This window comes from Bradyrhizobium valentinum (genome assembly GCF_001440405.1).
GTDB lineage: Bacteria > Pseudomonadota > Alphaproteobacteria > Rhizobiales > Xanthobacteraceae > Bradyrhizobium > Bradyrhizobium valentinum.
Genome location: NZ_LLXX01000120.1, coordinates 35,286 through 56,459 on the forward strand (window position 1 = coordinate 35,286; position 21,174 = coordinate 56,459).

Below are 21,174 nucleotides of genomic sequence, written 5' to 3' on the forward strand. Positions count from 1 at the left end.
GCGCAGCGGGGAGGGCTTATGAAGATTGCCGTTGCCAAGGAAATCGATCCGTCTGAATCGCGGGTCGCCGCTTCCCCCGATACCGTGAAGAAATATAGGGCGATCGGCGCCGAAGTCGCGATCGAGCCGGGTGCGGGCATCAAATCGGGCCTGCCGGATTCCGAATTCACCGCTGTTGGCGCCACCGTCAGCGCGGACGCGTTGAAGGATGCCGACATCATCATCAAGGTGAAGCGGCCGGAGGCCAGCGAGCTTGCCAGGTACAAACGCGGCGCGCTCGTTATCGCGATCATGGACCCCTACGGCAATGAAGCGGCGCTGCAGACGATCGCGGATGCCGGCGTCTCGGCGTTTGCGATGGAATTGATGCCGCGCATTACGCGCGCACAGGTGATGGATGTGTTGTCCTCGCAGGCGAACCTCGCCGGCTATCGTGCGGTGATCGAGGCGGCCGAATCCTTTGGTCGTGCTTTCCCGATGATGATGACCGCGGCCGGCACAGTTCCGGCCGCGAAAGTGTTCGTGATGGGCGTCGGCGTCGCCGGCCTGCAGGCGATTGCGACCGCGCGCCGGCTCGGTGCCGTCGTCACCGCAACCGACGTGCGCCCGGCCACCAAAGAGCAGGTCGAATCCCTTGGCGCCAAATTCCTCGCGGTCGAGGACGAGGAATTCAAGAACGCGCAGACCGCCGGCGGCTACGCCAAGGAAATGTCGAAAGAGTATCAGGCCAAGCAGGCCGCACTCACCGCCGAGCATGTCAAGAAACAGGACATCGTCATCACCACGGCCCTGATCCCGGGCCGGCCGGCGCCGATGCTCGTCAGCGCCGAGATGGTCAAGTCGATGAAGCCGGGCTCGGTGCTGGTCGACCTCGCCGTCGAGCGCGGCGGCAACGTCGAGGGCGCCAAGGCCGGTGAAGTCGTCGATGTCGATGGCATCAAGATCGTCGGCTACACCAACGTCGCCGGCCGCGTCGCGCAGTCGGCTTCCAGCCTTTACGCCCGCAACCTGTTCTCGTTCATCGAGACCATGGTCGACAAGACGAACAAGGCGCTCGCGGTCAACTGGGAGGACGAACTGGTGAAAGCCACTATGCTGACCAAGGACGGCGCCGTCATCCATCCGAACTTCCAGCCGAAAGCCTAAGGAGAGAAGCCATGGAGCACATTGCGCAGGCCGTCGATCCCTTCGTATTCCGGCTGTCGATTTTCGTCCTCGCCGTCTTCGTCGGCTACTTCGTGGTCTGGTCGGTGACACCGGCGCTGCATACGCCGCTGATGTCGGTGACCAACGCGATCTCCTCGGTAATCGTGGTCGGCGCGTTGCTGGCGGTCGGCGTGCCGATGATCTCGAGCGGCAGCGGCTGGGCACGCGGCTTCGGCTTCATCGCGCTGATCTTTGCCTGTGTGAATATCTTCGGCGGCTTCCTTGTCACCCAGCGCATGCTGGCGATGTACAAGAAGAAGGCCAAGTGAAATGACGGCGTGCACCTCGCGGGTGACGAAGACAATGGGGACCTGAGATGAACGCCAATTTGGCTGCACTGCTGTATCTCGTGGCGGGCGTGCTCTTCATCCTGTCGCTGCGCGGACTGTCCAGCCCCGCGACGTCACGCCAGGGCAATCTGTTCGGCATGATCGGCATGGCGATCGCGATCGGCACGACGCTCGCGAGCCACCCGCCGGCTGACGGCGTGGCCTGGCTGCTGGTGGTGCTCGGCATCGCCATCGGCGGCAGCATCGGCGCCGTGATCGCGCGGCGGGTGCCGATGACGTCGATGCCGGAACTGGTCGCGGCCTTTCACTCGCTGGTCGGCATGGCCGCGGTGCTGGTCGCCGCCGGCGCGTTCTACGCGCCCGAAGCCTTCGATATCGGCAAGCCCGGCGCCATTCACGCATCCAGCCTGGTCGAAATGTCGCTCGGCGTTGCCATCGGCGCGCTGACCTTCACCGGCTCCGTGATCGCGTTCCTGAAGCTTTCCGCGCGCATGAGCGGCGCGCCGATCATCCTGCCCGGCCGGCACATCATCAACATCGCGCTGGCGCTGGCGCTGGTGTTCTTCATTTTCGGTCTGGTGCGCTCCGGTAGCGCGCTCGACTTCTGGCTGATCACCATCATCGCCTTGGTGCTTGGCGTGCTCATGATCATCCCGATCGGCGGCGCCGACATGCCGGTCGTGATCTCGATGCTGAACTCCTATTCCGGCTGGGCCGCCGCCGGCATCGGTTTCACGCTCGGCAACTCCGCGCTGATCATCACCGGCGCGCTGGTCGGCTCCTCCGGCGCGATTCTGTCCTACATTATGTGCCACGCGATGAACCGTTCCTTCATCTCGGTCATCCTCGGCGGCTTCGGCGGCGAGACAGCGGCTGCGGGCGGCGGCAGCGGCGAGCAGAAGCCTGCCAAACTCGGCTCGGCCGACGACGCGGCCTTCATCATGAAGAACGCGCAGAAGGTGATCATCGTGCCCGGCTACGGCATGGCGGTGGCGCAGGCCCAGCACGCGCTACGCGAAATGGGCGACCTCCTGAAGAAGGAGGGCGTCGAGGTGAAGTACGCCATCCACCCGGTCGCCGGCCGCATGCCCGGCCACATGAACGTCCTGCTGGCGGAAGCCAACGTGCCCTATGACGAGGTGTTCGAGCTCGAGGACATCAACTCCGAATTCGCGCAGGCCGATATCGCCTTCGTGATCGGCGCCAACGACGTCACCAACCCGGCCGCCGAGGAGGACAAGACCTCGCCGATCTACGGCATGCCGGTCTTGCAGGTCTGGAAGGCCGGCACCGTGATGTTCATCAAGCGCTCGCTGGCATCAGGCTATGCCGGCATCGACAATCCGCTGTTCTATCGCGATAATACCATGATGCTGCTCGGCGACGCCAAGAAGGTCACCGAGAACATCGTCAAGGGGATGTAACGCGCTCGCAGGAAATTCATGACCGTACTGAAATGGCTGCTGATTGTCGTTTCGGCTGGTTATGTCTGTGGTCTGCTCGCACTGTTCTTCGCGCAGCGCGCCGTTCTGTTTCCGGCCCCGACGAGTGCGCGCACGGCGCCGCACGCGGCGGGCTTTCCGGAAGCGGAAGAGCATATCCTGACTACGGCTGACGGCGAGAAGGTCATCGTCTGGCACGTTCCGGCCAAGCCGGGCCGTCCGGTCGTTCTCTACTTTCACGGCAATGGCGATTATCTCGCCGGCTTCTTCGGCCGCTTTCGCAGCATCATCGCCGACGGGACCGGCGTCGTCGCCTTGTCTTATCGCGGCTATGCGGGCTCAACCGGGCGGCCGAGCGAGCACGGATTGTTGCAGGACGCAGCGGCGGCCTACGCCTTTACAGTCGCACGCTATCGCGCGGACAACATCGTCGTCTGGGGCTTTTCGCTCGGCACCGGCGTTGCGGTGACGCTTGCAGCGGAGCAGCGGATCGGGAGGTTGATCCTGGAGGCTCCCTACACGTCGATCACCGATGTCGCCGCGTCGGCATACTGGTTCGCGCCGGTGCGTCTATTGATGCGGGATCAGTTCCGTTCCGACGTGCAGATCGCGAGAGTCAAGGTCCCGCTGCTCGTGATGCATGGCGCGCTCGATCCCACGATACCTGTTACGTTCGGTGAACGGCTGTTTGCGCTGGCGAATGAGCCGAAACGGTTTGTCCGCCTTGCCCGAGGCGGTCATAACGATCTGGACAATTTCGGCGCGATTGAAATCGCACGAAATTTCATCAACCTTGCAAGGGGGTGATGGCCGCCCTCGCCCTCATGGACACATCTTGTGTCCACGACCCGTTGGGGAGTTGACCGCATGAGCGCACACGGACCGATGCCGAAATCGGCCTGGATATTCCCGGCGCTGGCAATGCTGCTGTTTGCCGTGGCCACCGGCCTTGAGCTCAGCTTTACGCCGTCAGTTGGCGGGTTTTTGTTCGCGGCCACGCTGCTGGCGATCCTGTTCGGCACTGTATTCGCAGCGGTGCATCATGCCGAGGTGATCGCCGAGCGGATCGGCGAACCCTACGGCACGCTGGTACTGACGCTTGCGGTCACCATCATCGAGGTCGCGCTGATTGCCACCATCATGCTCGGCGAAAAGCCGCAGCCCGCCTTGGCGCGCGATACGGTGTTTGCGGTGGTGATGATCGTGTGCAACGGCCTCGTGGGCCTGTGTATCTTCATCGGGGGCTTGCGCTACCGCGAGCAGGATTTCCAGGTCTCCGGCGCAAACCTTTATCTCAGCGTGCTGTTCGTGCTGGCGACCATTACGCTGATCATGCCCAATTATACGCTGACGGCGCCGGGGCCGATCTATTCGGCGGCGCAGCTTGGTTTCGTGGACCTGGTCACGCTCATGCTCTACGGCGTGTTCCTATATACCCAGACGATCCGGCACAGCGATTATTTCATCAAGGGAGGGGCCGATGCTGCCACCGAAACCTCATCACTGTCGAACCGGATGCTGGCGCTCAGCGTCGCGCTGCTGCTTATCTCCCTGCTTGCCGTGGTGCTTCTGGCGAAGAAATTTTCGCTCGTGGTCGATGTCGTAACCGCGATGATCGGCGCCCCACCGGCGTTCGCGGGCGTGCTCGTCGCGGTCCTCATCCTGCTTCCGGAGGGGGTCACCGCTATTGCAGCCGCGCGCAACAACGATCTTCAGAAGAGCATCAATCTCGCGCTCGGATCGTCGCTGGCGACCATCGGGCTGACTATTCCCGCGGTCGGCCTGGCCACCGCCGTGCTCGACAAGGAACTCGTGCTCGGGCTCAACGGTCAGGGCATGGTACTGCTGCTGCTCACGTTCTTCCTGAGCATGCTCACCTTCGGCACCGGCCGCACCAACATCCTGTTCGGGCTGGTGCACATGGTGGTGTTTGCCGTGTTCGTGTTTATGGTGTTCGTGCCGTAATCGGAGACGAATGAAATGCTTGCCGCCAAATCCGACGTTCAGGTCGATACCCCCGAAGTCCGCGTGACCGAATGGCGGCTGGCGCCGGGCAGCGCCACCGGCCATCACACCCACGAGATGGACTACGTGATCGTGCCGGTGACCTCGGGCGAGATGACGATCGTGGCGCCGAGCGGCGAACGCACCAAGGCGCAGCTCGGGGCCGGCAAGTCCTATTTTCGGAAAGCGGGCGTCCAGCACGACGTGCTCAACGAGACGGCAAGCGAGATCGTGTTTCTGGAGGTCGAACTGAAGCCCCTGACCACCTAGCCGCAGGTTCCAGGCTGTTTCCGGGCCTCGCCCTGTGACCCGGACTAGTTAGGCTATTCTAACCGACCCAAGCCGGTGTCGCCCGACCTGCACGGGAACTGCTGAATTGCCACCGATCCGTCGCAGTTGATCCCTCAATGTGCCTCAAAGTTCCAGCAATTATAGGGCCGCGGGGAGTGGCCGGAATGCTGAATTACCTGAAGAAATTTGCGGTGGACATCTTCCCCTCGGTGGCCGCGACTGTCATCGGGGCGTACATCGTCAACCACTACATCGTGACCAAGCCCGGCGCGGACGCGCCCGCCGCCGCGGTGTCGGCAGCTAACCCCAAGGGGGAAGGCAAGGCTGAAGCCAAATCCGAAGCCAACGCGGCGCCGGACACCAAGTCGGGCGAAGCCACGGCCAATGTCAGCAATCTCCCGGCCGCCGGCGTCAAGGCGAGGGGAATCTCCGAGAAGGCCATCATGGACAAGACCGCTGCCGAACGGCCGGCGGCGGTTGAAAGGGCCCAGGAAAAAGCTGACGCGAAAACCGAAACGAAGGCTGATGCTAGGAAGGCTGACGCTAAAGAGAAGGCTGATGCCAAACCCGATACCAAATCCGCCGATACCAAGTCCGACGTGAGATCGGCCGAAAGCCCGGCCGAGGCCGCGAGCAATCCGGCCGACCAGCGCCGTCATGCCGCGGCGCCGCGCGAAAAGGAAAAGATCAGGGTCATACTGCCGTCGCCCGTGCAGCCCGTGGCGTCGTCCTCGGCGGCTCCGGTTGCGGCGGCAGCACCCGCCGCCCCGGTCGAGACTGCGGTTGCACCGGATGAACGCCGCGATGCCAACGATCTGGCGCGCGCTGCGATCGAGCGCCTGCGCGAAACCTCGCCGCGAGCCCCCGAGACCGCCCGCGCTCCTGAGGCGCCCAGGGTTGCGAATGCGCCCGCGGTAACGAATGCACCGGCGGTAGCGAATGCACCGGCGGTTGCCAATGCACCTGCCGCCGCGAATGCGCCCGCGCTTCGTCCGCTGCCGCCGCCGATCATGGTCTCGGGCTCGCCGGCCGGCGAACCCTTTGGTCAGGCTTCGTCGCGAGCGCGGCCGCCTTATGCCGAGGCCGTCGACCCGAACCGCCCAACCCCGCCTGCCGAGATTCCGGTATCGCGCCCGCTCGATCTGCGTGCCGAAGTTGCGGAGCCTTCCGTGCGCGAACGCGCAACGGCGGCTGCCGAGGACGCACTGTCGACCGCCAAGTCGATCTTCCACGCGGTGCTGCCGAAATAGTTGGTGGTTTCTTCGAGCGAAGCACGCTCCCGGACTTGATCCGGGGTGGCTTCCGTCTGGCGCGAAGACAGCGCGTCAAGCAAAGCTGGCGCTGGATTCTGATTCAATCAAACCGGCAAAGCTCTAGCCGCCGGTGCGCGCGAGGCCGCTTCGCGCAGTTTCGTCCTTGGGCCGGAGCGCAAGCGCACGGCCGTAGGACGTGAACGCCTTGGCCTTGTCGCCGAGCCGCTCATAGGTGACGCCGCGAGCCGACCAGGCTGGCGCGCTGTTGGGATCGGCCTGCACCGCTTCGTCGAGATCGGACGCGGCTTCCTTCGCCTTGTCGATGGCGAGGTAGCTGGTTGCACGTGCCAGCAGCGGCTCGACCCGTTGCGGCGTCAGGCCGTTGGCTGCCGTGAAATCCGCGATAGCCTGCTCATGCTGCTTATCAGCTTGATAGATCAGCCCGCGGCCGTACAGGGCCGGCACATTGTAGGGATCGAGGGCGAGCGCGCGCTCGAATTCCGCGAGCGCTTCTTCGGTCTTGCCGGATTTGGCGAGAGCCTGGCCGCGCGCAGCATTGCCCTGAGCGTCGTTGACGCTTTGTCCGCTGATCGTGCCGGTCGGCTTCTGCTCGACGGCCTGTGGCTTTTCCTTGTCCGATCCCCACGATCCCAGGTCGAACGAACAGCCGCCGAGAGGAACGGTGAGAACGATCGCGAGCACCGCGATGGGGACGGTCGTAAAGCGCGAAGCGCGGGGGAGGGCATTGCAATCCGTAACGGCCATGCAGCGGAATACTCTCGCGTTCAATGCGGCATAGGTAGCGCGACGGGCCGTAAAATGCATCGGTCAAAATGGCCGCAAGGCCGGCGAAGGAGGTGCAAGTGATGTGCACAAGTGATGTGCAAGTGATCGAGCACGCCGTGCGCCCCCGCCGATTATCAGATTCTATCGGACCTGCGATGGCAGAAACAAAAAAACGCGGACCCGAGGCCCGCGTTTTCAATTCAAATCTCTTAAGAATGCGCTCAGCGCGGTCCGCGCGGACCTGCGCCCGGGCCACGGCCGCCAGCGCCACCACGGTCGCCGCCAGGACCGGCGCCGAACACCGGCTTCGGCTTCATCGGCAGCAGGCCTTCGCGCTGCAGCTTCTTGCGGGCCAGCTTGCGCGCGCGGCGCACGGCTTCGGCCTTTTCACGGGCCTTCTTCTCGGACGGCTTTTCGTAGTGGCCGCGGAGCTTCATCTCGCGGAAGATACCCTCGCGCTGCATCTTCTTCTTCAGCGCCTTGAGGGCTTGGTCGACATTGTTATCGCGGACGAGAACCTGCACGCGGCATCCTCTTTCAATTGATCGGATAGGAATTCTGGTGAAGTGAAGAGCCGACGAAAGGCCTGGCCCTTAACCCTGAGCGCGGGCATGTAGCAGACAAAACCGCTGATGTCCACCTGAGAAGGCGGTTTCCGGCCCGAAAAACCATGAAAATAGGCGGGATTCGGCCAACATGCCCCCGATTTCCGAAAATAACGGGCCCCTCACGGCGCTTCCCTAGCATCCGGCAACGCAAAACATGCGGGAGGCGCGTATGAATACCAAAAAATATACGGCTGAAGCGATCGGTACGTTTTGGCTCACATTTGCGGGATGCGGCAGCGCGGTCATTGCCGCCGGCTTTCCGCAGGTCGGTATAGGCCTGGTCGGTGTATCCTTGGCGTTCGGCCTGAGCGTCGTGACCATGGCCTATGCGATCGGCCACATCTCCGGCTGCCATCTCAATCCCGCGGTCACGGTTGGTCTCGCCGCGGGCGGGCGTTTTCCGGCAGCGCAGATTTTGCCGTACGTGATCGCGCAGGTGATTGGCGCTGTGGCTGGCGCGGCGCTGCTCTATGTGATCGCAAGCGGCGCGCCCGGCTTCGATCTCGGCAAGGGTTTTGCCTCCAACGGCTATGACGCGCATTCGCCCGGCCAGTACGGCATGGTGGCCTGCTTCATCACCGAGGTGGTGATGACCATGATGTTCCTGTTCATCATCATGGGCGCTACCCACGGCAAGGCGCCTGCGGGCTTTGCGCCGCTCGCCATCGGATTGGCGCTGGTGATGATCCATCTCGTCAGCATTCCCGTCACCAACACGTCGGTGAATCCTGCGCGCAGCACAGGGCCAGCGCTGTTCGTCGGCGGCTGGGCGCTGGCGCAGCTTTGGCTGTTCTGGGTTGCGCCCCTGATCGGCGGTGCGCTCGGCGGCGTGATCTATCGCTGGCTCAGCGAGGAGCCGGCTGGCGTTGTGGAGGGCCTGAAGACGGCCTGACCTGCGATTGCGCACAATGGCGGTACGGCTGTTCCTCGCCATTAGTCAGGGACGCACCGTCGGAAGGGTTCCCTCCCCCTTGCGGGGTCCGAGACGAGCGAAGCTCGCTCGTGGGTTAGGGAGAGGGGTGCCGCTTGCTCCGCTGCCAGACGAAGCGCGGCACGAGGTTGTCAGCTTGCGCGTAGCTCGCGATGGCTTGGTATAGGTAAGCCTGATCTCTTCGTTCGAGTGCGCGGTTACCCCTCCCCCGCAAGGGGGGAGGGAGCCTGACGAGCGTGCTCACCTCACTTGCGTTACGGTCCGGGCGCGAGTGCGACGAGCCCTATTTCCTCTTCGCCGGGGCCACCTCGGTGACATGGCCCATCTTGCGGCCCGGCCGCGGCGCGCCCTTGCCGTAGAGGTGAACCGTGGCGCCGGGCACCGTCAGCCATTGCTCGTAGGTGAGGATATCGTCGCCGATCAGGTTGGTCATGGTGACCTGGCCGTGACGAATCGGCTTGCCGAGCGGCCAGCCGGCGATCGCCCGGATGTGCTGCTCGAATTGGGAGATCGAGGCGCCGTCCAGCGTCCAGTGCCCGGAGTTATGCACCCGCGGCGCGATCTCGTTGACCAGCACATGCGGCCCGCCGTTTCCCGCGACCACGAACAATTCGACTGCGAGCACGCCGACATAGTCGAGCGCGTTCGCGATCTTCGCGGCGACGGCACGCGCGTCTGCAGCCAACGCATCGGAGATCGCGGCCGGCACGCGTGAGAATTTCAGAATGTGATCGCGGTGCTCGTTTTCGGTGACGTCGTAACATTGGACTTCACCGTCGGCCGAGCGCGCCGCGATCACGGAGATCTCGCGCTCGAATGGCACGAAGGCTTCGAGGATTGCGGATTTGGTGCCGAGCTCTTCCCAGATTTGAGCGGGATCGTCGCCCTCGCGGATGATCGCCTGGCCCTTGCCGTCATAGCCGAAGCGGCGGGTCTTGATCACGGCGGGCAGACCGATGCGCGCGATGGCGCTCTGCAGCGTTTCCACCGACGACACGTCGGCATAGTCGGCGGTGCCGATGCCGAGCCGCTTGATGAAGTCCTTTTCGATCAGCCGGTCCTGTGTGGTCTCGAGGATCTTCTGCGCCGGCAATACCGGACGCCGCGCGGCCAGCACCATGGCGGTAGCGGCCGGCACGTTCTCGAATTCATAGGTGATGACGTCGACATCGTTGGCGAACAGCTCGAGCGCTTCGACGTCGGCATATTCGGCGCAGGTCGCGTTCAGCACCACGTCAAAGGCGGGCGAGTCCGGATCCGGCGAAAACACCTGGCATTTGAGGCCAAGGCGCGCTGCCGCCATGGCCAGCATCCGGCCCAATTGTCCGCCGCCGAGAATTCCGATGGTGTCGCCCGGCTTCAGCTTCACCGTGCCTGAAGCTGTCACGTCGATTCCTCCGGGCGCTCCTTGATCGCGTCCGTCTGCTGCTTGCGCCAGGCGGCGAGCCGTGCGGCGAGCGGCGCGTCATTCAGCGCCAGCACGCTTGCCGCGAGCAGCGCCGCATTGATGGCACCGGCCTTTCCGATCGCCAGCGTGCCGACGGGAACGCCGGCCGGCATCTGCACAATCGAGTACAGCGAATCGATCCCCGACAGCACCTTGGATTCGACGGGAACCCCGAACACCGGGAGTTCCGTCAACGCGGCCGCCATCCCGGGCAGATGCGCGGCACCGCCGGCGCCGGCGATGATGACCTTGAAGCCTTGGGCCTTGGCACCCTTGGCGAAGGCAAACAGCCGGTCCGGGGTCCGGTGGGCCGAGACGATGCGCTTTTCGCAATCGATCCCGAGCGCTGCCAGCGTCTCGGCGGCGTGGCACATGGTCTCCCAGTCGGACTGGCTACCCATAATGATGGCGATCGGTGCGGTCATCTCGTCAATTCTGTTCGGGAATCCAGAAACATAGGCCGGATTATAGGGTCGGCCAGGGGCTCATCCAAGGCGTGGCAAGGGATCAGGAATGGACTATCCTGTCTTGGTGAATCCCGGCAAGCCTTCATAAGCGAGCCTGCACAGGGAAGGCCATGAAGAAGAAAACCAGGGCGACCGCCTCCAGGGCCGGAAAACGCCCCAAAAGCGCGGTTTCCGGGCGAAAAGTCGCACCTCGACGGTCGGCCGAACCGGGATCCCGGCCGTCCGCGGCATCCAACGGCACCAAGGCGACGATTCGCCGGCTGAAGGCGCAACTGGCCCAGACGCAGGCGCAGATCGAGGAACTTCAGGCCTCCGCCGATACCGACTTCCTGCTGGGCATCCCGAACCGGCGCGGCTTCGAGCGCGAGCTCAACCGTGCGATTGCCTACATCAAGCGCTATCGCGCCTCCGGCGCCCTGGTCTTGCTCGACGTCGATCGCCTGAAGCCGATCAACGACGCCTTCGGGCACGCCGCAGGCGACCAGGTGCTCAAGGCCATCGTCGCGACACTCCTTGCACAAGTGCGATCTTCCGACGTGGTCGGCCGGCTTGGCGGCGACGAGTTCGCGCTGCTGTTATGGAATCTCAGCGAGACCGACGCCCGGGCCAAGGCGGCCGCGCTGGAGGAAGCGATCGATCGCCTCACCTTCATGTTCGATGGCCGCAGCATTACCGCTGGCGCCTCCGCTGGCGTCGCTGTTCTCGACACTCACTCCGAAGCCGGCCGTGCGCTGGAAGCGGCCGACAGCGCCATGTATGTGCGCAAGGCGCTGCGGCGGCATGAGGCGTCGTGAGCTGATTAGTTCGCGGCGTTGTTGCGAGCTTACAGCCCGCTGAGATCGTCCGGCACGTTGCCGAATTTGCGCAGCAGTTTCGCATCACCGAACTCGCCGATCATGGGATCGCCGCTGCGGCTGAAGGCTATGGCGCCGATGCTGCCGGCCATCCGCGACATCGTCTCGGCGCGCCGCAACGCCGTTGTCGGGCTCTGGCATTCTTCCGCGGCGCCCGCCACCGGCGAGCCGCTATCGTCCTGCAGGAATGGCATTGCGACGTAATAAGTAACATCGGCCATTGTATCGCTCCCGTGTGATCGATCCGGATTCAGGCAGCGTTGCTACTTGCGTGCGGTCGTCGTTTCGACGCGTTCTCTTCACGCGAGCCGGCACCCGCTTCGCTTGAAAATGCTTGCGACGGTACGCAGCCGGCGGCGACCGCGGCCTGCAATTCCTCCAACTCGATTTCCAGATACTCGTTCGCCATGATCAGCGCCTTGATGGTCGAGCGCAGATTGCCGTCGCACATCGCGATGGCCTGATCGCAGGCCTGCTCGTAGCGGCTGTTGTCGGACAGGGATGGCGTGGCAGACATGGCGGAACTCCCGAGGCTGGCGGCAGGGAAGTATGTTCCTCTTTTGTTCTCTCTAAGTCAAGCCGCTTCCGCAAACCGGAAGCCTGTTTTCCAGCAGGGCCGCCGCGGCAAAGGCCGCCGCAACGTCGAGATGTGTGGATGTCGGGGAAAGAATCTGCCCGAAAGGCGCACGGTTTGGCGAACCGAGTTTGCCGAACGCAGCAGACTTGACGATCAGGCGATGATGTCAGGCGTGATCTGGTCTTCGATGAAGGCGATGCGGTCGCGCAATTGCAGCTTGCGCTTCTTCAACCGCTGCAGCCGCAGCAAATCCGGCGCCGGCGACTGATGCAGCGCGTCGATCGCTGCATCGAGATCGCGATGTTCCTGCTGCAGGCGGGCGAGCTCGTTTTCAAGCTCGCGCTCATCATCGTCGGTCATGGTGTACGTTAGCTGAAATCGCGATGAGGTTGTGAACGGATTTTCCTCCGGCTGGCGGTGAATATCGTCTCTGCAAGGCCGGTCCGCAAGCTGACCGGGTTCCCATACTCACGATTGGTTACAGATAAATTGGAAAATATGAGAGGCGCGATTCCGGATATCCATCGACAGATTCGTCGGCTGGTGTACACTCCCTCGCCCGGATCGAATCTGAGGTTTCACCCACCGAGGAGATTTCGTATGGCACTACAGGCGCATCTTGTTGAACTTGAACGTAAACACAAGATTCTCGAGAATGAATTGCACGAAGCGCTCGTGCACCTTTCCACAGACGATCTGCAAATTGTCGAGTTGAAGCGCCGCAAGTTGATGGTCAAGGATCAGATCGAGCGGTTGAAGCATACCGCCGAAGAAACCCTCCACTAACCAGTCCAGCAGAGTATCGAAATCCCCACGCGATCGGATGGGCGCCGATGCGCTCATCCGTCCGCAGGAAACGCTGCGGCCATCGAACGCTGCGGCCATCGTCAGAGCTCTGCCAGCGTGCCGACATGATCGGCGATCGCGAGCGACGATGTCAGTCCCGGCGATTCGATCCCGAACAGGTTGATCAGTCCGGCGATGCCGTGATCGGCGGGGCCCTGGATCAGAAAATCCTGCGTGGCGACGGCCGGCGGCACGATCTTCGGCCGGATTCCGGAATAGCTCGGCATCAGCGCGCCATCCGGCAACGTCGGCCAGTAGCGCCGGATCGCGGGATAGAAGCGCTCGGCACGGGCAGGATCCACCGCATAGTCGATGCTCTCGACCCATTCGACATCGGGGCCGAACCGGGCCTGTCCCGCCATGTCGAGCGTCAGGTGCACGCCGAGCCCGCCGGGCTCCGGCACCGGATAGATCAGGCGTGAAAACGGGGCCCGCGCGCTGCAGCTAAAATAATTGCCCTTGGCGAGATAAGCGCAGGGGATCATCCCGACCGGCAAACCCTCGATGCTGCGTGCCACCGTGGGCGCTCCCAGCCCCGCCGCGTTGACGAGCAGGTTGCATGCAAGTGTCATCGGCACGTCGCCGCCGGCCTCGATTTCGATCCGGCCGCCATCGGCCCGGGCGCGCAAGAGCGGCGTATGAAATGCACAGGCTGCGCCGGCTTCCTCCGCATCGCCCCGCAGCGCCAGCATATAGGCGTGGCTGTCGATGATGCCGGTGGATGGTGAGAGCAGGGCCGCATCGCAGTTGAGCGCCGGCTCCAGCGCCCGCGCCGCGTCGCCCGTCAGCAACTGCAGGTCGTCGACGCCATTGGCTTCGGCATGCGCGCGGATCGATTGCAGTTTTTCGGTTTCGCTTGGTGTCGTCGCCACGATCAGCTTGCCGCAATTGCGATGGGGGATGCCGTGGTCGAGGCAATATCGGTAAAGCGCGCGCTTGCCGTTGACGCACATCTGCGCCATCAGGCTGCCGGCGCGATAATAGATGCCGGCATGGATCACCTCGCTGTTGCGCGAGGAGGTGACGGTACCGATGCCCTCGGCGGCCTCGAGCACGATCACTTCGCGGCCCGCCTGGGCCAGCCGTCGTGCGATCGCGAGCCCGATCACCCCCGCTCCGACGACGACGCAATCGACCTTGTCCATGTCAGCTTCGGACCTGGGAATCTGGCGTGAAAATCAGCGTTTGCCGCGCTCGGTCATCAGCGTTTCGCTTGGCGCAGTATTCGAACAACCCGTTGGTTTGCCTCGAAATACGCCTCGAGCGCGGTCTTGTTAGTGAAGCATTAATCATGTCGGGCCAATTGCCGTAATTTGGGTCACATTTTAGAATTGCACGGGTAGTCGTTTACCCGATCCAAACTCGTCAAGCCAGACACTCCGCCCGCAAACCTCGGGTGGGTAATGGCTGACAGAAACTGGCAGGCAGGACGGAAGAATTCGATTCCGGCGCAGGCCCTCGTCTGTCTGCTCGCCAGTGCTGCGCCGTGCGGATTTGCGTGGGGAGCCGCGCCTTCCGGCTTTGCACCGGCGAGCCATATCGGCGAATTCGATTCCAATCTGGTCTGGGAATTCCTGATCTGGGGGATCGTCGTCGCCTCCTTCCTGGCTGCGATCAGCATCTGGATAATGGCGGCGTTGCGCGGGGCCAAGAGCGCCCAATTGCAGCGCAGCGCATTCATCAGCTCGGCGCTCAACACGCTCAACCAGGGCGTGATGATGACCAACGCGCAGAACCGCGTGGTCTTCTGCAACGACCGCTTTCTCGAAATGTACGGGCTCAGCCGTGCCGAGATTTCGAGCACGATGACCGGCCGCGAACTGCTCGAACTGCGGCGCGCACGGGGACTGCTCAATCTCACCGTCGAAGAGTTCAGCAAGCTTGCCCGCCGCCCGGAAGGCGTCGTCACCGAACTGCCGGGCGGACGATCGGTGCTTTCAAAGATCTTTCGCTTGCCCAATGGCGGGACGATCGGAACACACGAGGATTGCACCGAGCAGCGCAGACTGTCGCGCAAGCTGGCATCGACCACCAAATTTCTGGAATCGGTGCTCGACAACGTTCCGGTCTGCGTCGCCGCCAAGAACATCGAGGACGGCCGATATATTTTCGCCAACCGGGCGTTCGAGCGCTTCTCCCGCTTCTCTCGTGATCATATCATCGGCAAGCGTGCAGACGAGATCTTTCGGCTGGAAACCGCCAAAAGCATCGAGGCGGCGGATCACGCGGCGCTGACGGCGCTCGAAGGCTACCATCGCAACGAATACACCGTCGAACGGGGCGATGACCGGCGCGTTCTCTCCGCCAACCGCGTGGTCGCCCGCAACGAAAACGACGAGCCGGAATTCCTGATCACTCTGTTCGACGATGTCACCGATCGGCGGTCGCTGTCGCGCGAACTTGAAAACACCAAGAAGTTCCTCGAACTGGTTGTCGACAACATCCCGGTGTCGCTGATCGTGGAGCGGGTCAGCGACGGACGCTACCTGCTCGCCAACCGCAGCGCCGAGACCATTCTCAATCGCCGCCGCGAGGATGCCACCGGCCTGACCGCCGCCGACATCTTCAATCCGCGCGAAGCCAAATTGATCATCGCGCGCGACGAGGCCGCGATCAAGAAACGCGGCCTGCTCACCGAAGAGCACCCGATTTCCACCAAGGACGGGCTGCGGCTGTTCCTGACCCGCCGCATGACGGTGCTCGACGAGGCCGGCGAGCCGCAATATCTGATCAAGACCCACGAGGACGTCACCGATCGCCGCCAGACCGAATCGCGGATGGCGCACATGGCCTATCATGACGGCCTGACCGATCTGCCGAACCGCGCCGCCTTCCTGCAGGCGCTGGCCCAGATGATCGAAGCCTGCGCCGGCACGGACGAGGAATTCGCGGTGCTCTGCGTCGACCTCGACGGGTTGAAGGAAATCAACGACGTGTTCGGCCACGCGATGGGCGACAAGCTCCTGATCGAGGTTGGCGGCCGCATCCAGTCCTGCGCCCGTGGCGGCGCGGTGGCCCGGCTCTCCGGTGACGAGTTCGGCCTGATCATCGACGGCAAGCAGCCGGATGCGGGCAAGGCGCTCGCCGAAAAACTCGCGCAAACGCTGTCGGACGAGTTCGTGATCGACGGCAAGTCGGTGCGGACCGGGGTGACGACCGGCATCTCGGTATTTCCGCATAACGGTTCGGATGCCGCTTCGCTGCTTGCCAATTCCGGCGCGGCATTGTTCCGCGCCAAGCAGAAATCGCGCGGCTCGATCAGCATCTTCGAACCCGAGATGGATCAGCAGATCCGCGACCGCCGCGTGTTGCATCAGGACCTTTCGATGGCGATCAGGAACGGCGAATTGTCGTTGCACTACCAGCCACAGGCCGCGGCGGGGCCTACCGTCGGCGCCAGCAGGGTCATCGGCTTCGAGGCGCTGGCGCGCTGGATACATCCGGTGCGCGGCTTCGTGTCGCCCGGCGAATTCATTCCGCTGGCGGAAGAAAGCGGCCTGATCGTCGAAATGGGCGTCTGGATCCTGCGCGAAGCCTGCCGGGAGGCCGCCTCCTGGCCGGTGCCGATGCAGATCGCCGTCAACCTGTCACCGGCGCAATTCATGCATGGCGATTTGGTCAGCCTGGTGCACTCGATCCTGCTCGAGACAGGCCTCGCGCCCGACCGGCTCGAACTCGAAATCACCGAAGGCGTGCTGATCGAGGATTTTGACCGCGGTCTCGCCCTGCTCCGGCGGCTGAAGTCACTCGGCGTGCGGATCTCGATGGACGATTTCGGTTCCGGTTATTCCTCGCTGAGCTATCTGCAGGCGTTCCCGTTCGACAAGATCAAGATCGACCGCGCCTTCGTCATGAATCTCGGACGCAATCCGCAGTCGGCGGCGATCGTTCGCGCCGTCATCGATCTCGGCCACGGCCTCGAAATGTCGATTGTTGCCGAAGGAGTGGAGACCCAGGAGCAGCTCGGATTCCTCTCGGACGAGGGCTGCGACGCAGTGCAGGGCTATTTCCTCGGCAAGCCCCAGCCGATCGGACACTACGCCTCGCTGGTCGGCCGCAGCGCCGCAAACGACGTCGAGTCCGCGCGCAAGCTCGCCAGCGCCTGATTCCAGAAGCGACATCCACTTTTGGCCATCATGACCTAGTGTAGTGAAGTCAGCTTCTCTACAGTAGCCCTTGCGTATGGCGGACTACGATCTCGCGATCATTGGCGGCGGGTTGAACGGCGTCAGCATCGCGCGCGACGCCGCCGGACGCGGCCTGCGCGTCATCCTGCTGGAGCAGGGCGATCTCGGGGCAGGCGCCTCTTCGGCCTCGCCGCGGTTGATCCATGGCGATCTCGCTGATCTGGAGCGCCGGCATTTCCTTCGCGTCCGTTCAGCGCTCGCCGAGCGCGACATCTGGCTCAGGATCGCGCCGCATCTCGTGCGTCCGATGCGCTTTGCCATCCCCGCCCATTCGGACGAACGTCCTATCTGGCAGTTGCGCTCATGGCTCCTGCTGTACGACCGGCTGGCCTCGCGCAGCGGTCTGCCGCCCTCGGCCACCGTCGACGTCACGCATCATCCGGTCGGCAACGCGCTGAAGCGGCCGTTCGGTACCGCCTTCGAGTACTCCGACTGCGTCGTGGACGATTCCCGGCTGGTGATCCTCACCGCCGTCGATGCCGCGGCGCACGGCGCCGTGATCCGCACCGGCGCGCGCTGCACCCGGGCCGAACGTGGCGGGGAGTGGCGGCTGGTGACGATCGATCGCGGCTATCGCCAGGTGATCACGGCAAGGGCGGTCGCCAACGCCACCGGCGCCTGGACGCCGTCCGTCGCCGAGACGGTGTTGCGTACATCGCCGCCGAAGGTGGCCGCCGTGCAGATGAGCCAGATCGTTGTCCGCCGCCTGTTCGACAGCGACAACATCTATGTGTTCCAGAACAGCGACGGACGATTGATTTTCGCAAGCCCCTATGAGCGCGATTTTACCCTGATCGGCACCGCCAGCCATGCCTTCAAGGGCGATCCCGCCATCATTGCGATGGCGGCTAGCGACGTCGCCTATCTCTGCGATGCGGCGAACCGCTATTTCCGCGAGCGGATCGAGACGGTCGACGTGGTGCGTACGCTTTCCGGCGCCAACATGGTGCCGAGCCCCGCGGGCAGGCGATATCAGCGCGACGGCGCGATGACGCTCGATCACGGGCGCGGCAAGGCCCCGCTGATCACGGTTTTCGGCGGCGACGTCACGACCTCGCGGCTGCGCGCGGAGCGGGCGGTCTCTAAGCTGACGCCGTTCTATCCGATGTCGGCACGCTGGACCGCGATGGCACCGCTGCCCGGCGGCGATTTTGCATGGAGCCGTTTCGACGACGAGGTCGACGAAGTGCGCGAACGCTGGCGGTTTCTCGGCGAGGAAGAAGCAAAGCGCCTGGTCGCCGCCTATGGGTCGAACGTCAAGGAGATCCTTGGCGACGCCAGGGAGCGCAGTGATCTCGGCCCGGCCTTTGGAGCGGAACTGACGGGCGCCGAGCTGCGCTACCTCATGCAAAAGGAATGGGCGCGTTTTCCGGACGACATATTGTGGCGGCGTTCGAAGCTCGGCTTAACCATGGGGCCGGCGGACCGCGAGGCGCTGGCCGCCTTCATGGCGGCATCAAGATGAGGAATGAAGCGGACATGCAGCGCGCGATCAGGCCAACTGTTTTCTTTGCGATTGGCGGCCTGTTTGGGGGATTAGTCTATCGCTACTTCATTGATGATCCGATCGAAGCAACGCTGCCGTACTATTTCCGGAGCAGCTTGCACGGGATGGGCATAACGCTGGCCGCCTGGGGCGTTCATCTCTACTTCACGTCACGACGAAGTGAGTGGATCAGCAGATGGCCGCTGCTGATGGATCTGGCGGTGCGCTCCGCGACCATGGCCATCGTGGTCGCGAGCGTGGCGCTGGTCTTGCAGGTGACGCTATACTGGGAATGGATCGAGACGAAGTGGCTGATTGAGAAGTTTCCTATTGTCGTTGCGTTTAGCTTCTTCGCGTCCCTGCTCATCCTGTCAACCTTCGAACTGACTCGGCTGGTCGGCAGCCGCGTGCTTTTCAATATAGCGCTCGGGCGATACCGAAGTCCGGTGCGGGAAGAGCGCGTCTTGATGTTCCTCGACCTGGCAGGCTCGACCTCGCTTGCCGAGTCGATGGGAGAATTGCGCGTGCAAGGCCTGCTTACCCGGTTCTTCTTCGACATCGACGGCGCGATCGTCACGCATGGCGGCGATGTCCACGCCTATGTCGGCGATCAGGTCATCGTGACATGGCCGCTCGATGACAGGATGTCGGGAGGACGCTGCATCGACTGTTTCTTCGCGATTGCCGACAGCATCGCGGAAAAGGCGGAATCTTACCTGCAGGAGTTCGGCATGGTGCCGAGCTTCCGCGCCGGTCTGCATGCCGGTCACGTGGTGATCAGCGAGTGCGGCAGCTCGCGCCGCCAGCTTGCCTATTTCGGCGATACCGTGAATGTGACGGCGCGGCTGCAGGAGCACTGCAAGGAGGTCGGTCGGAATTTTCTGGTGTCTGCTGACCTGTTGCGCCACATGAAGCTGAGGCCGGCCTTCGCCGTCGAAGCGCTTGGAGAGGTTCGCTTGCGGGGCCGGGCGGCCGCCATCGAGGTATTTGCCGTCGAGCGGCGTATCTGATCTCTCTCTCTCTCTCTCTCTCTCTCTCTTTCTACTCTCTCTATCTCTGCGACCGGCGCAAGTCGTGAACCATCGCTATCAGTTTCTCTGGTTTCGCTCTGCCTGCCGCGACCAGGCCTCGTCGCGAGCGGAAGGCCTGCGGTCGAGCCGGGCCGAGATGCATCGGGCCGCCTTGTCGCCCTGACCGGCGCGCAGGTATGCAACGATCAGCGTATCCTCCCACAATTCGCGCTGGGCGTGGCTGCCGCCAATGCGCGCAAGGTCAGCAAGGGCAGGTTCGAGCAAGCGGATCGCGCCCGCATTGTCGCCTTCGGCAAATGCCCAAATGCCGCGGCAGAGGTCGATGGCGGCGCGGCCCGGCATCAGCTTGCCGTCGGCGTCGCGTGCTTCGAGTTGCGCCAGTCGAATATTCAGCGCATCGCTGCCGGTCATTGCGGTCGCCAGTGCGAAATGAACGTCGGCAAAATGCGCTCCCGCTTGCGGAAAGTACTTTTCGCCGTAGGCGGCGACATCCCGCCAATGCGGCTCCAGGCCGGTCTGGCCGGCCAGCGAAAGCCGCCACAACAGCGAGGCGCCGTCGGTGAAGATGTTTAGCGGCGGGTAGGGGCGGCCTGCCGGCTTGATATGCTGCTCGTAGATCGCAAGCGCGCCGTCGAGATCGCCGGCGTCGAGCGCGGTCAGCGCGACATGCCAGGCGAGGTGCCCATGCAGAAAACTCTGGCGGTCATGCGCGGGCATCCACTGCGACAGGAAGCTGCGGCCGGCGTCCATATCGCCCTGTTCGAACATCGCATGCGAGAGGCCGTGCGCGGCATTGGCGTTGGCCGATCGCAACTCCATTGCACGTTCGGATAGCGCCCGGCCCGTGGAGAGATTTCCCGCCTCGGTGTGCGACCAGCCGAGGTAGCTGACAAACCACCAGTCGTCGCCATAATGGCGTGCGTGCCGTTCGCAGATCGCGAGCTTGGCCGCATCGTGATCGGGACGGCCCGAGAACGCGTAGAGACCGAACGCGCCGAGCAGGATCGACAGCACCTGCGCGTCGCGCGGATATTCGTCGAGATGCGCCTCGGCGGCGGTCACCGCGACCTTCGGCTTGCTCTCGATCACGGCGGCCATGATCTCCACATGGCTTTTTTCGCGCGGCGTTGCGCCGGCGGCAAGCTCGCGGGCCTGTGCTGCCATGGCGCGCGCCTTGCCGCCTTCCATGTTGAGCTGATGCAGCCGCGCGCGCCCGATATGCGCCAGCGCAAAGCTCGGATCTTCCGCAATCGCCCTGTCGAAGGCGTCCTCGGCACCATGCCAGGCCGACAGCATGCAGTCGACGCCGTCGCGGTAATGCGCCGCGGCGCGGCCCGAGGTGGTTGTCAGCGGCAGGTCATATCTGTCCCGGTTCATTTTCTTGTCCTTGGGTGCTGTGGGATCGCGCAAGCCTAGCAGAGACGAGATGCGGGGCATCCACAATATTGTGGCTGCCTGTCTTCAGGCG

22 protein-coding genes are annotated in these 21,174 nt (G+C 63.6%); 13 read left to right on the plus strand and 9 right to left on the minus strand.

Annotated elements, in window-relative coordinates:
• Positions 1-18: 18 nt before the first annotated feature.
• The 7 genes from CP49_RS19780 (at position 19) to CP49_RS19810 (ending at position 6,483) form a co-directional block, all read left to right on the plus strand.
• Complete coding sequence (locus CP49_RS19780; protein ID WP_057851892.1) at positions 19-1,146, plus strand: Re/Si-specific NAD(P)(+) transhydrogenase subunit alpha; 1,128 nt, start codon at positions 19-21, stop codon at positions 1,144-1,146.
• Positions 1,147-1,157: 11 nt separating this feature from the next.
• Positions 1,158-1,475, plus strand: a complete 318-nt coding sequence (locus tag CP49_RS19785; protein ID WP_057851893.1) for a proton-translocating transhydrogenase family protein — start codon at positions 1,158-1,160, stop codon at positions 1,473-1,475.
• A gap of 47 nt (positions 1,476-1,522) precedes the next feature.
• Positions 1,523-2,920 carry an NAD(P)(+) transhydrogenase (Re/Si-specific) subunit beta gene (locus CP49_RS19790; RefSeq protein WP_057851894.1) on the plus strand — a complete coding sequence of 466 codons (1,398 nt, stop codon included), beginning with the start codon at positions 1,523-1,525 and terminating at the stop codon, positions 2,918-2,920.
• Between the two features lie 18 nt (positions 2,921-2,938).
• The gene (locus tag CP49_RS19795) at positions 2,939-3,745 is read left to right on the plus strand and encodes an alpha/beta hydrolase (protein ID WP_057851895.1); all 807 of its coding nucleotides are present in this window, start codon (positions 2,939-2,941) and stop codon (positions 3,743-3,745) included.
• 60 nt (positions 3,746-3,805) lie between these two features.
• Entirely contained in the window at positions 3,806-4,903 is a 1,098-nt protein-coding gene (locus tag CP49_RS19800) for a calcium:cation antiporter (RefSeq protein ID WP_057851896.1), read from the plus strand.
• 15 nt (positions 4,904-4,918) lie between these two features.
• The gene (locus CP49_RS19805; RefSeq protein WP_057851897.1) at positions 4,919-5,212 is read left to right on the plus strand and encodes a cupin domain-containing protein; all 294 of its coding nucleotides are present in this window, start codon (positions 4,919-4,921) and stop codon (positions 5,210-5,212) included.
• A gap of 185 nt (positions 5,213-5,397) precedes the next feature.
• The gene (locus CP49_RS19810) at positions 5,398-6,483 is read left to right on the plus strand and encodes a hypothetical protein (RefSeq protein ID WP_057851898.1); all 1,086 of its coding nucleotides are present in this window, start codon (positions 5,398-5,400) and stop codon (positions 6,481-6,483) included.
• A 123-nt stretch (positions 6,484-6,606) separates the two neighbouring features.
• On the opposite strand, the gene CP49_RS19815 is transcribed toward CP49_RS19810, so the two are convergent.
• The gene (locus CP49_RS19815; RefSeq protein ID WP_057851899.1) at positions 6,607-7,251 is read right to left on the minus strand and encodes a tetratricopeptide repeat protein; all 645 of its coding nucleotides are present in this window, start codon (positions 7,249-7,251) and stop codon (positions 6,607-6,609) included.
• A gap of 242 nt (positions 7,252-7,493) precedes the next feature.
• On the minus strand, positions 7,494-7,796 hold the full coding sequence (gene rpsU, locus CP49_RS19820; RefSeq protein WP_028350145.1) for a 30S ribosomal protein S21: 303 nt from the start codon (positions 7,794-7,796) through the stop codon (positions 7,494-7,496).
• 253 nt (positions 7,797-8,049) lie between these two features.
• On the opposite strand from rpsU, the gene aqpZ reads away from it, so the two are divergent.
• Positions 8,050-8,772 (plus strand): aquaporin Z, encoded by a 723-nt coding sequence (gene aqpZ, locus CP49_RS19825; RefSeq protein WP_057851900.1) that lies wholly within the window; start codon positions 8,050-8,052, stop codon positions 8,770-8,772.
• 322 nt (positions 8,773-9,094) lie between these two features.
• Here the strand turns inward: aqpZ and CP49_RS19830 are convergent, their stop codons facing one another.
• Positions 9,095-10,198, minus strand: a complete 1,104-nt coding sequence (locus tag CP49_RS19830; protein ID WP_057851901.1) for a 5-(carboxyamino)imidazole ribonucleotide synthase — start codon at positions 10,196-10,198, stop codon at positions 9,095-9,097.
• Positions 10,195-10,683 (minus strand): 5-(carboxyamino)imidazole ribonucleotide mutase, encoded by a 489-nt coding sequence (gene purE / locus CP49_RS19835; protein WP_057851902.1) that lies wholly within the window; start codon positions 10,681-10,683, stop codon positions 10,195-10,197. Before purE ends, CP49_RS19830 begins: the two co-directional genes overlap by 4 nt.
• 152 nt (positions 10,684-10,835) lie before the next feature.
• Here purE and CP49_RS19840 point away from each other — a divergent pair, with 152 nt between their 5' ends.
• A complete protein-coding gene (locus tag CP49_RS19840) occupies positions 10,836-11,519 on the plus strand; it encodes a GGDEF domain-containing protein (RefSeq protein WP_057851903.1) in 684 nt (227 codons plus the stop codon).
• Positions 11,520-11,548: 29 nt separating this feature from the next.
• On the opposite strand, the gene CP49_RS19845 is transcribed toward CP49_RS19840, so the two are convergent.
• The 3 genes from CP49_RS19845 to CP49_RS19855 all read right to left on the minus strand — a co-directional run bounded on the left by CP49_RS19845 (position 11,549) and on the right by CP49_RS19855 (position 12,516).
• On the minus strand, positions 11,549-11,800 hold the full coding sequence (locus tag CP49_RS19845) for a hypothetical protein (protein WP_057851904.1): 252 nt from the start codon (positions 11,798-11,800) through the stop codon (positions 11,549-11,551).
• A 29-nt stretch (positions 11,801-11,829) separates the two neighbouring features.
• Positions 11,830-12,096 (minus strand): hypothetical protein, encoded by a 267-nt coding sequence (locus tag CP49_RS19850; protein ID WP_057851905.1) that lies wholly within the window; start codon positions 12,094-12,096, stop codon positions 11,830-11,832.
• A 213-nt stretch (positions 12,097-12,309) separates the two neighbouring features.
• A complete protein-coding gene (locus CP49_RS19855; RefSeq protein WP_057851906.1) occupies positions 12,310-12,516 on the minus strand; it encodes a YdcH family protein in 207 nt (68 codons plus the stop codon).
• Between the two features lie 240 nt (positions 12,517-12,756).
• Here CP49_RS19855 and CP49_RS42955 point away from each other — a divergent pair, with 240 nt between their 5' ends.
• Complete coding sequence (locus tag CP49_RS42955) at positions 12,757-12,942, plus strand: YdcH family protein (protein ID WP_082646108.1); 186 nt, start codon at positions 12,757-12,759, stop codon at positions 12,940-12,942.
• 101 nt (positions 12,943-13,043) lie between these two features.
• On the opposite strand, the gene CP49_RS19865 is transcribed toward CP49_RS42955, so the two are convergent.
• Complete coding sequence (locus tag CP49_RS19865) at positions 13,044-14,147, minus strand: NAD(P)/FAD-dependent oxidoreductase (protein WP_057851908.1); 1,104 nt, start codon at positions 14,145-14,147, stop codon at positions 13,044-13,046.
• 258 nt (positions 14,148-14,405) lie between these two features.
• Here CP49_RS19865 and CP49_RS19870 point away from each other — a divergent pair, with 258 nt between their 5' ends.
• The 3 genes from CP49_RS19870 (at position 14,406) to CP49_RS19880 (ending at position 19,685) form a co-directional block, all read left to right on the plus strand.
• Positions 14,406-17,108, plus strand: coding sequence for a sensor domain-containing protein (locus CP49_RS19870; RefSeq protein WP_057851909.1), 2,703 nt, complete (start codon positions 14,406-14,408; stop codon positions 17,106-17,108).
• A gap of 76 nt (positions 17,109-17,184) precedes the next feature.
• The gene (locus CP49_RS19875) at positions 17,185-18,654 is read left to right on the plus strand and encodes a glycerol-3-phosphate dehydrogenase (RefSeq protein ID WP_057851910.1); all 1,470 of its coding nucleotides are present in this window, start codon (positions 17,185-17,187) and stop codon (positions 18,652-18,654) included.
• Positions 18,651-19,685: an adenylate/guanylate cyclase domain-containing protein gene (locus CP49_RS19880; protein WP_245310763.1), complete on the plus strand. Its 1,035-nt coding sequence runs from the start codon at positions 18,651-18,653 to the stop codon at positions 19,683-19,685. The genes CP49_RS19875 and CP49_RS19880 overlap by 4 nt, the downstream gene beginning before the upstream one ends.
• Positions 19,686-19,763: 78 nt before the next feature.
• Here CP49_RS19880 and CP49_RS19885 read toward each other — a convergent pair whose 3' ends face one another.
• Complete coding sequence (locus CP49_RS19885) at positions 19,764-21,083, minus strand: tetratricopeptide repeat protein (protein WP_057851911.1); 1,320 nt, start codon at positions 21,081-21,083, stop codon at positions 19,764-19,766.
• Positions 21,084-21,174 lie beyond the last annotated feature (91 nt).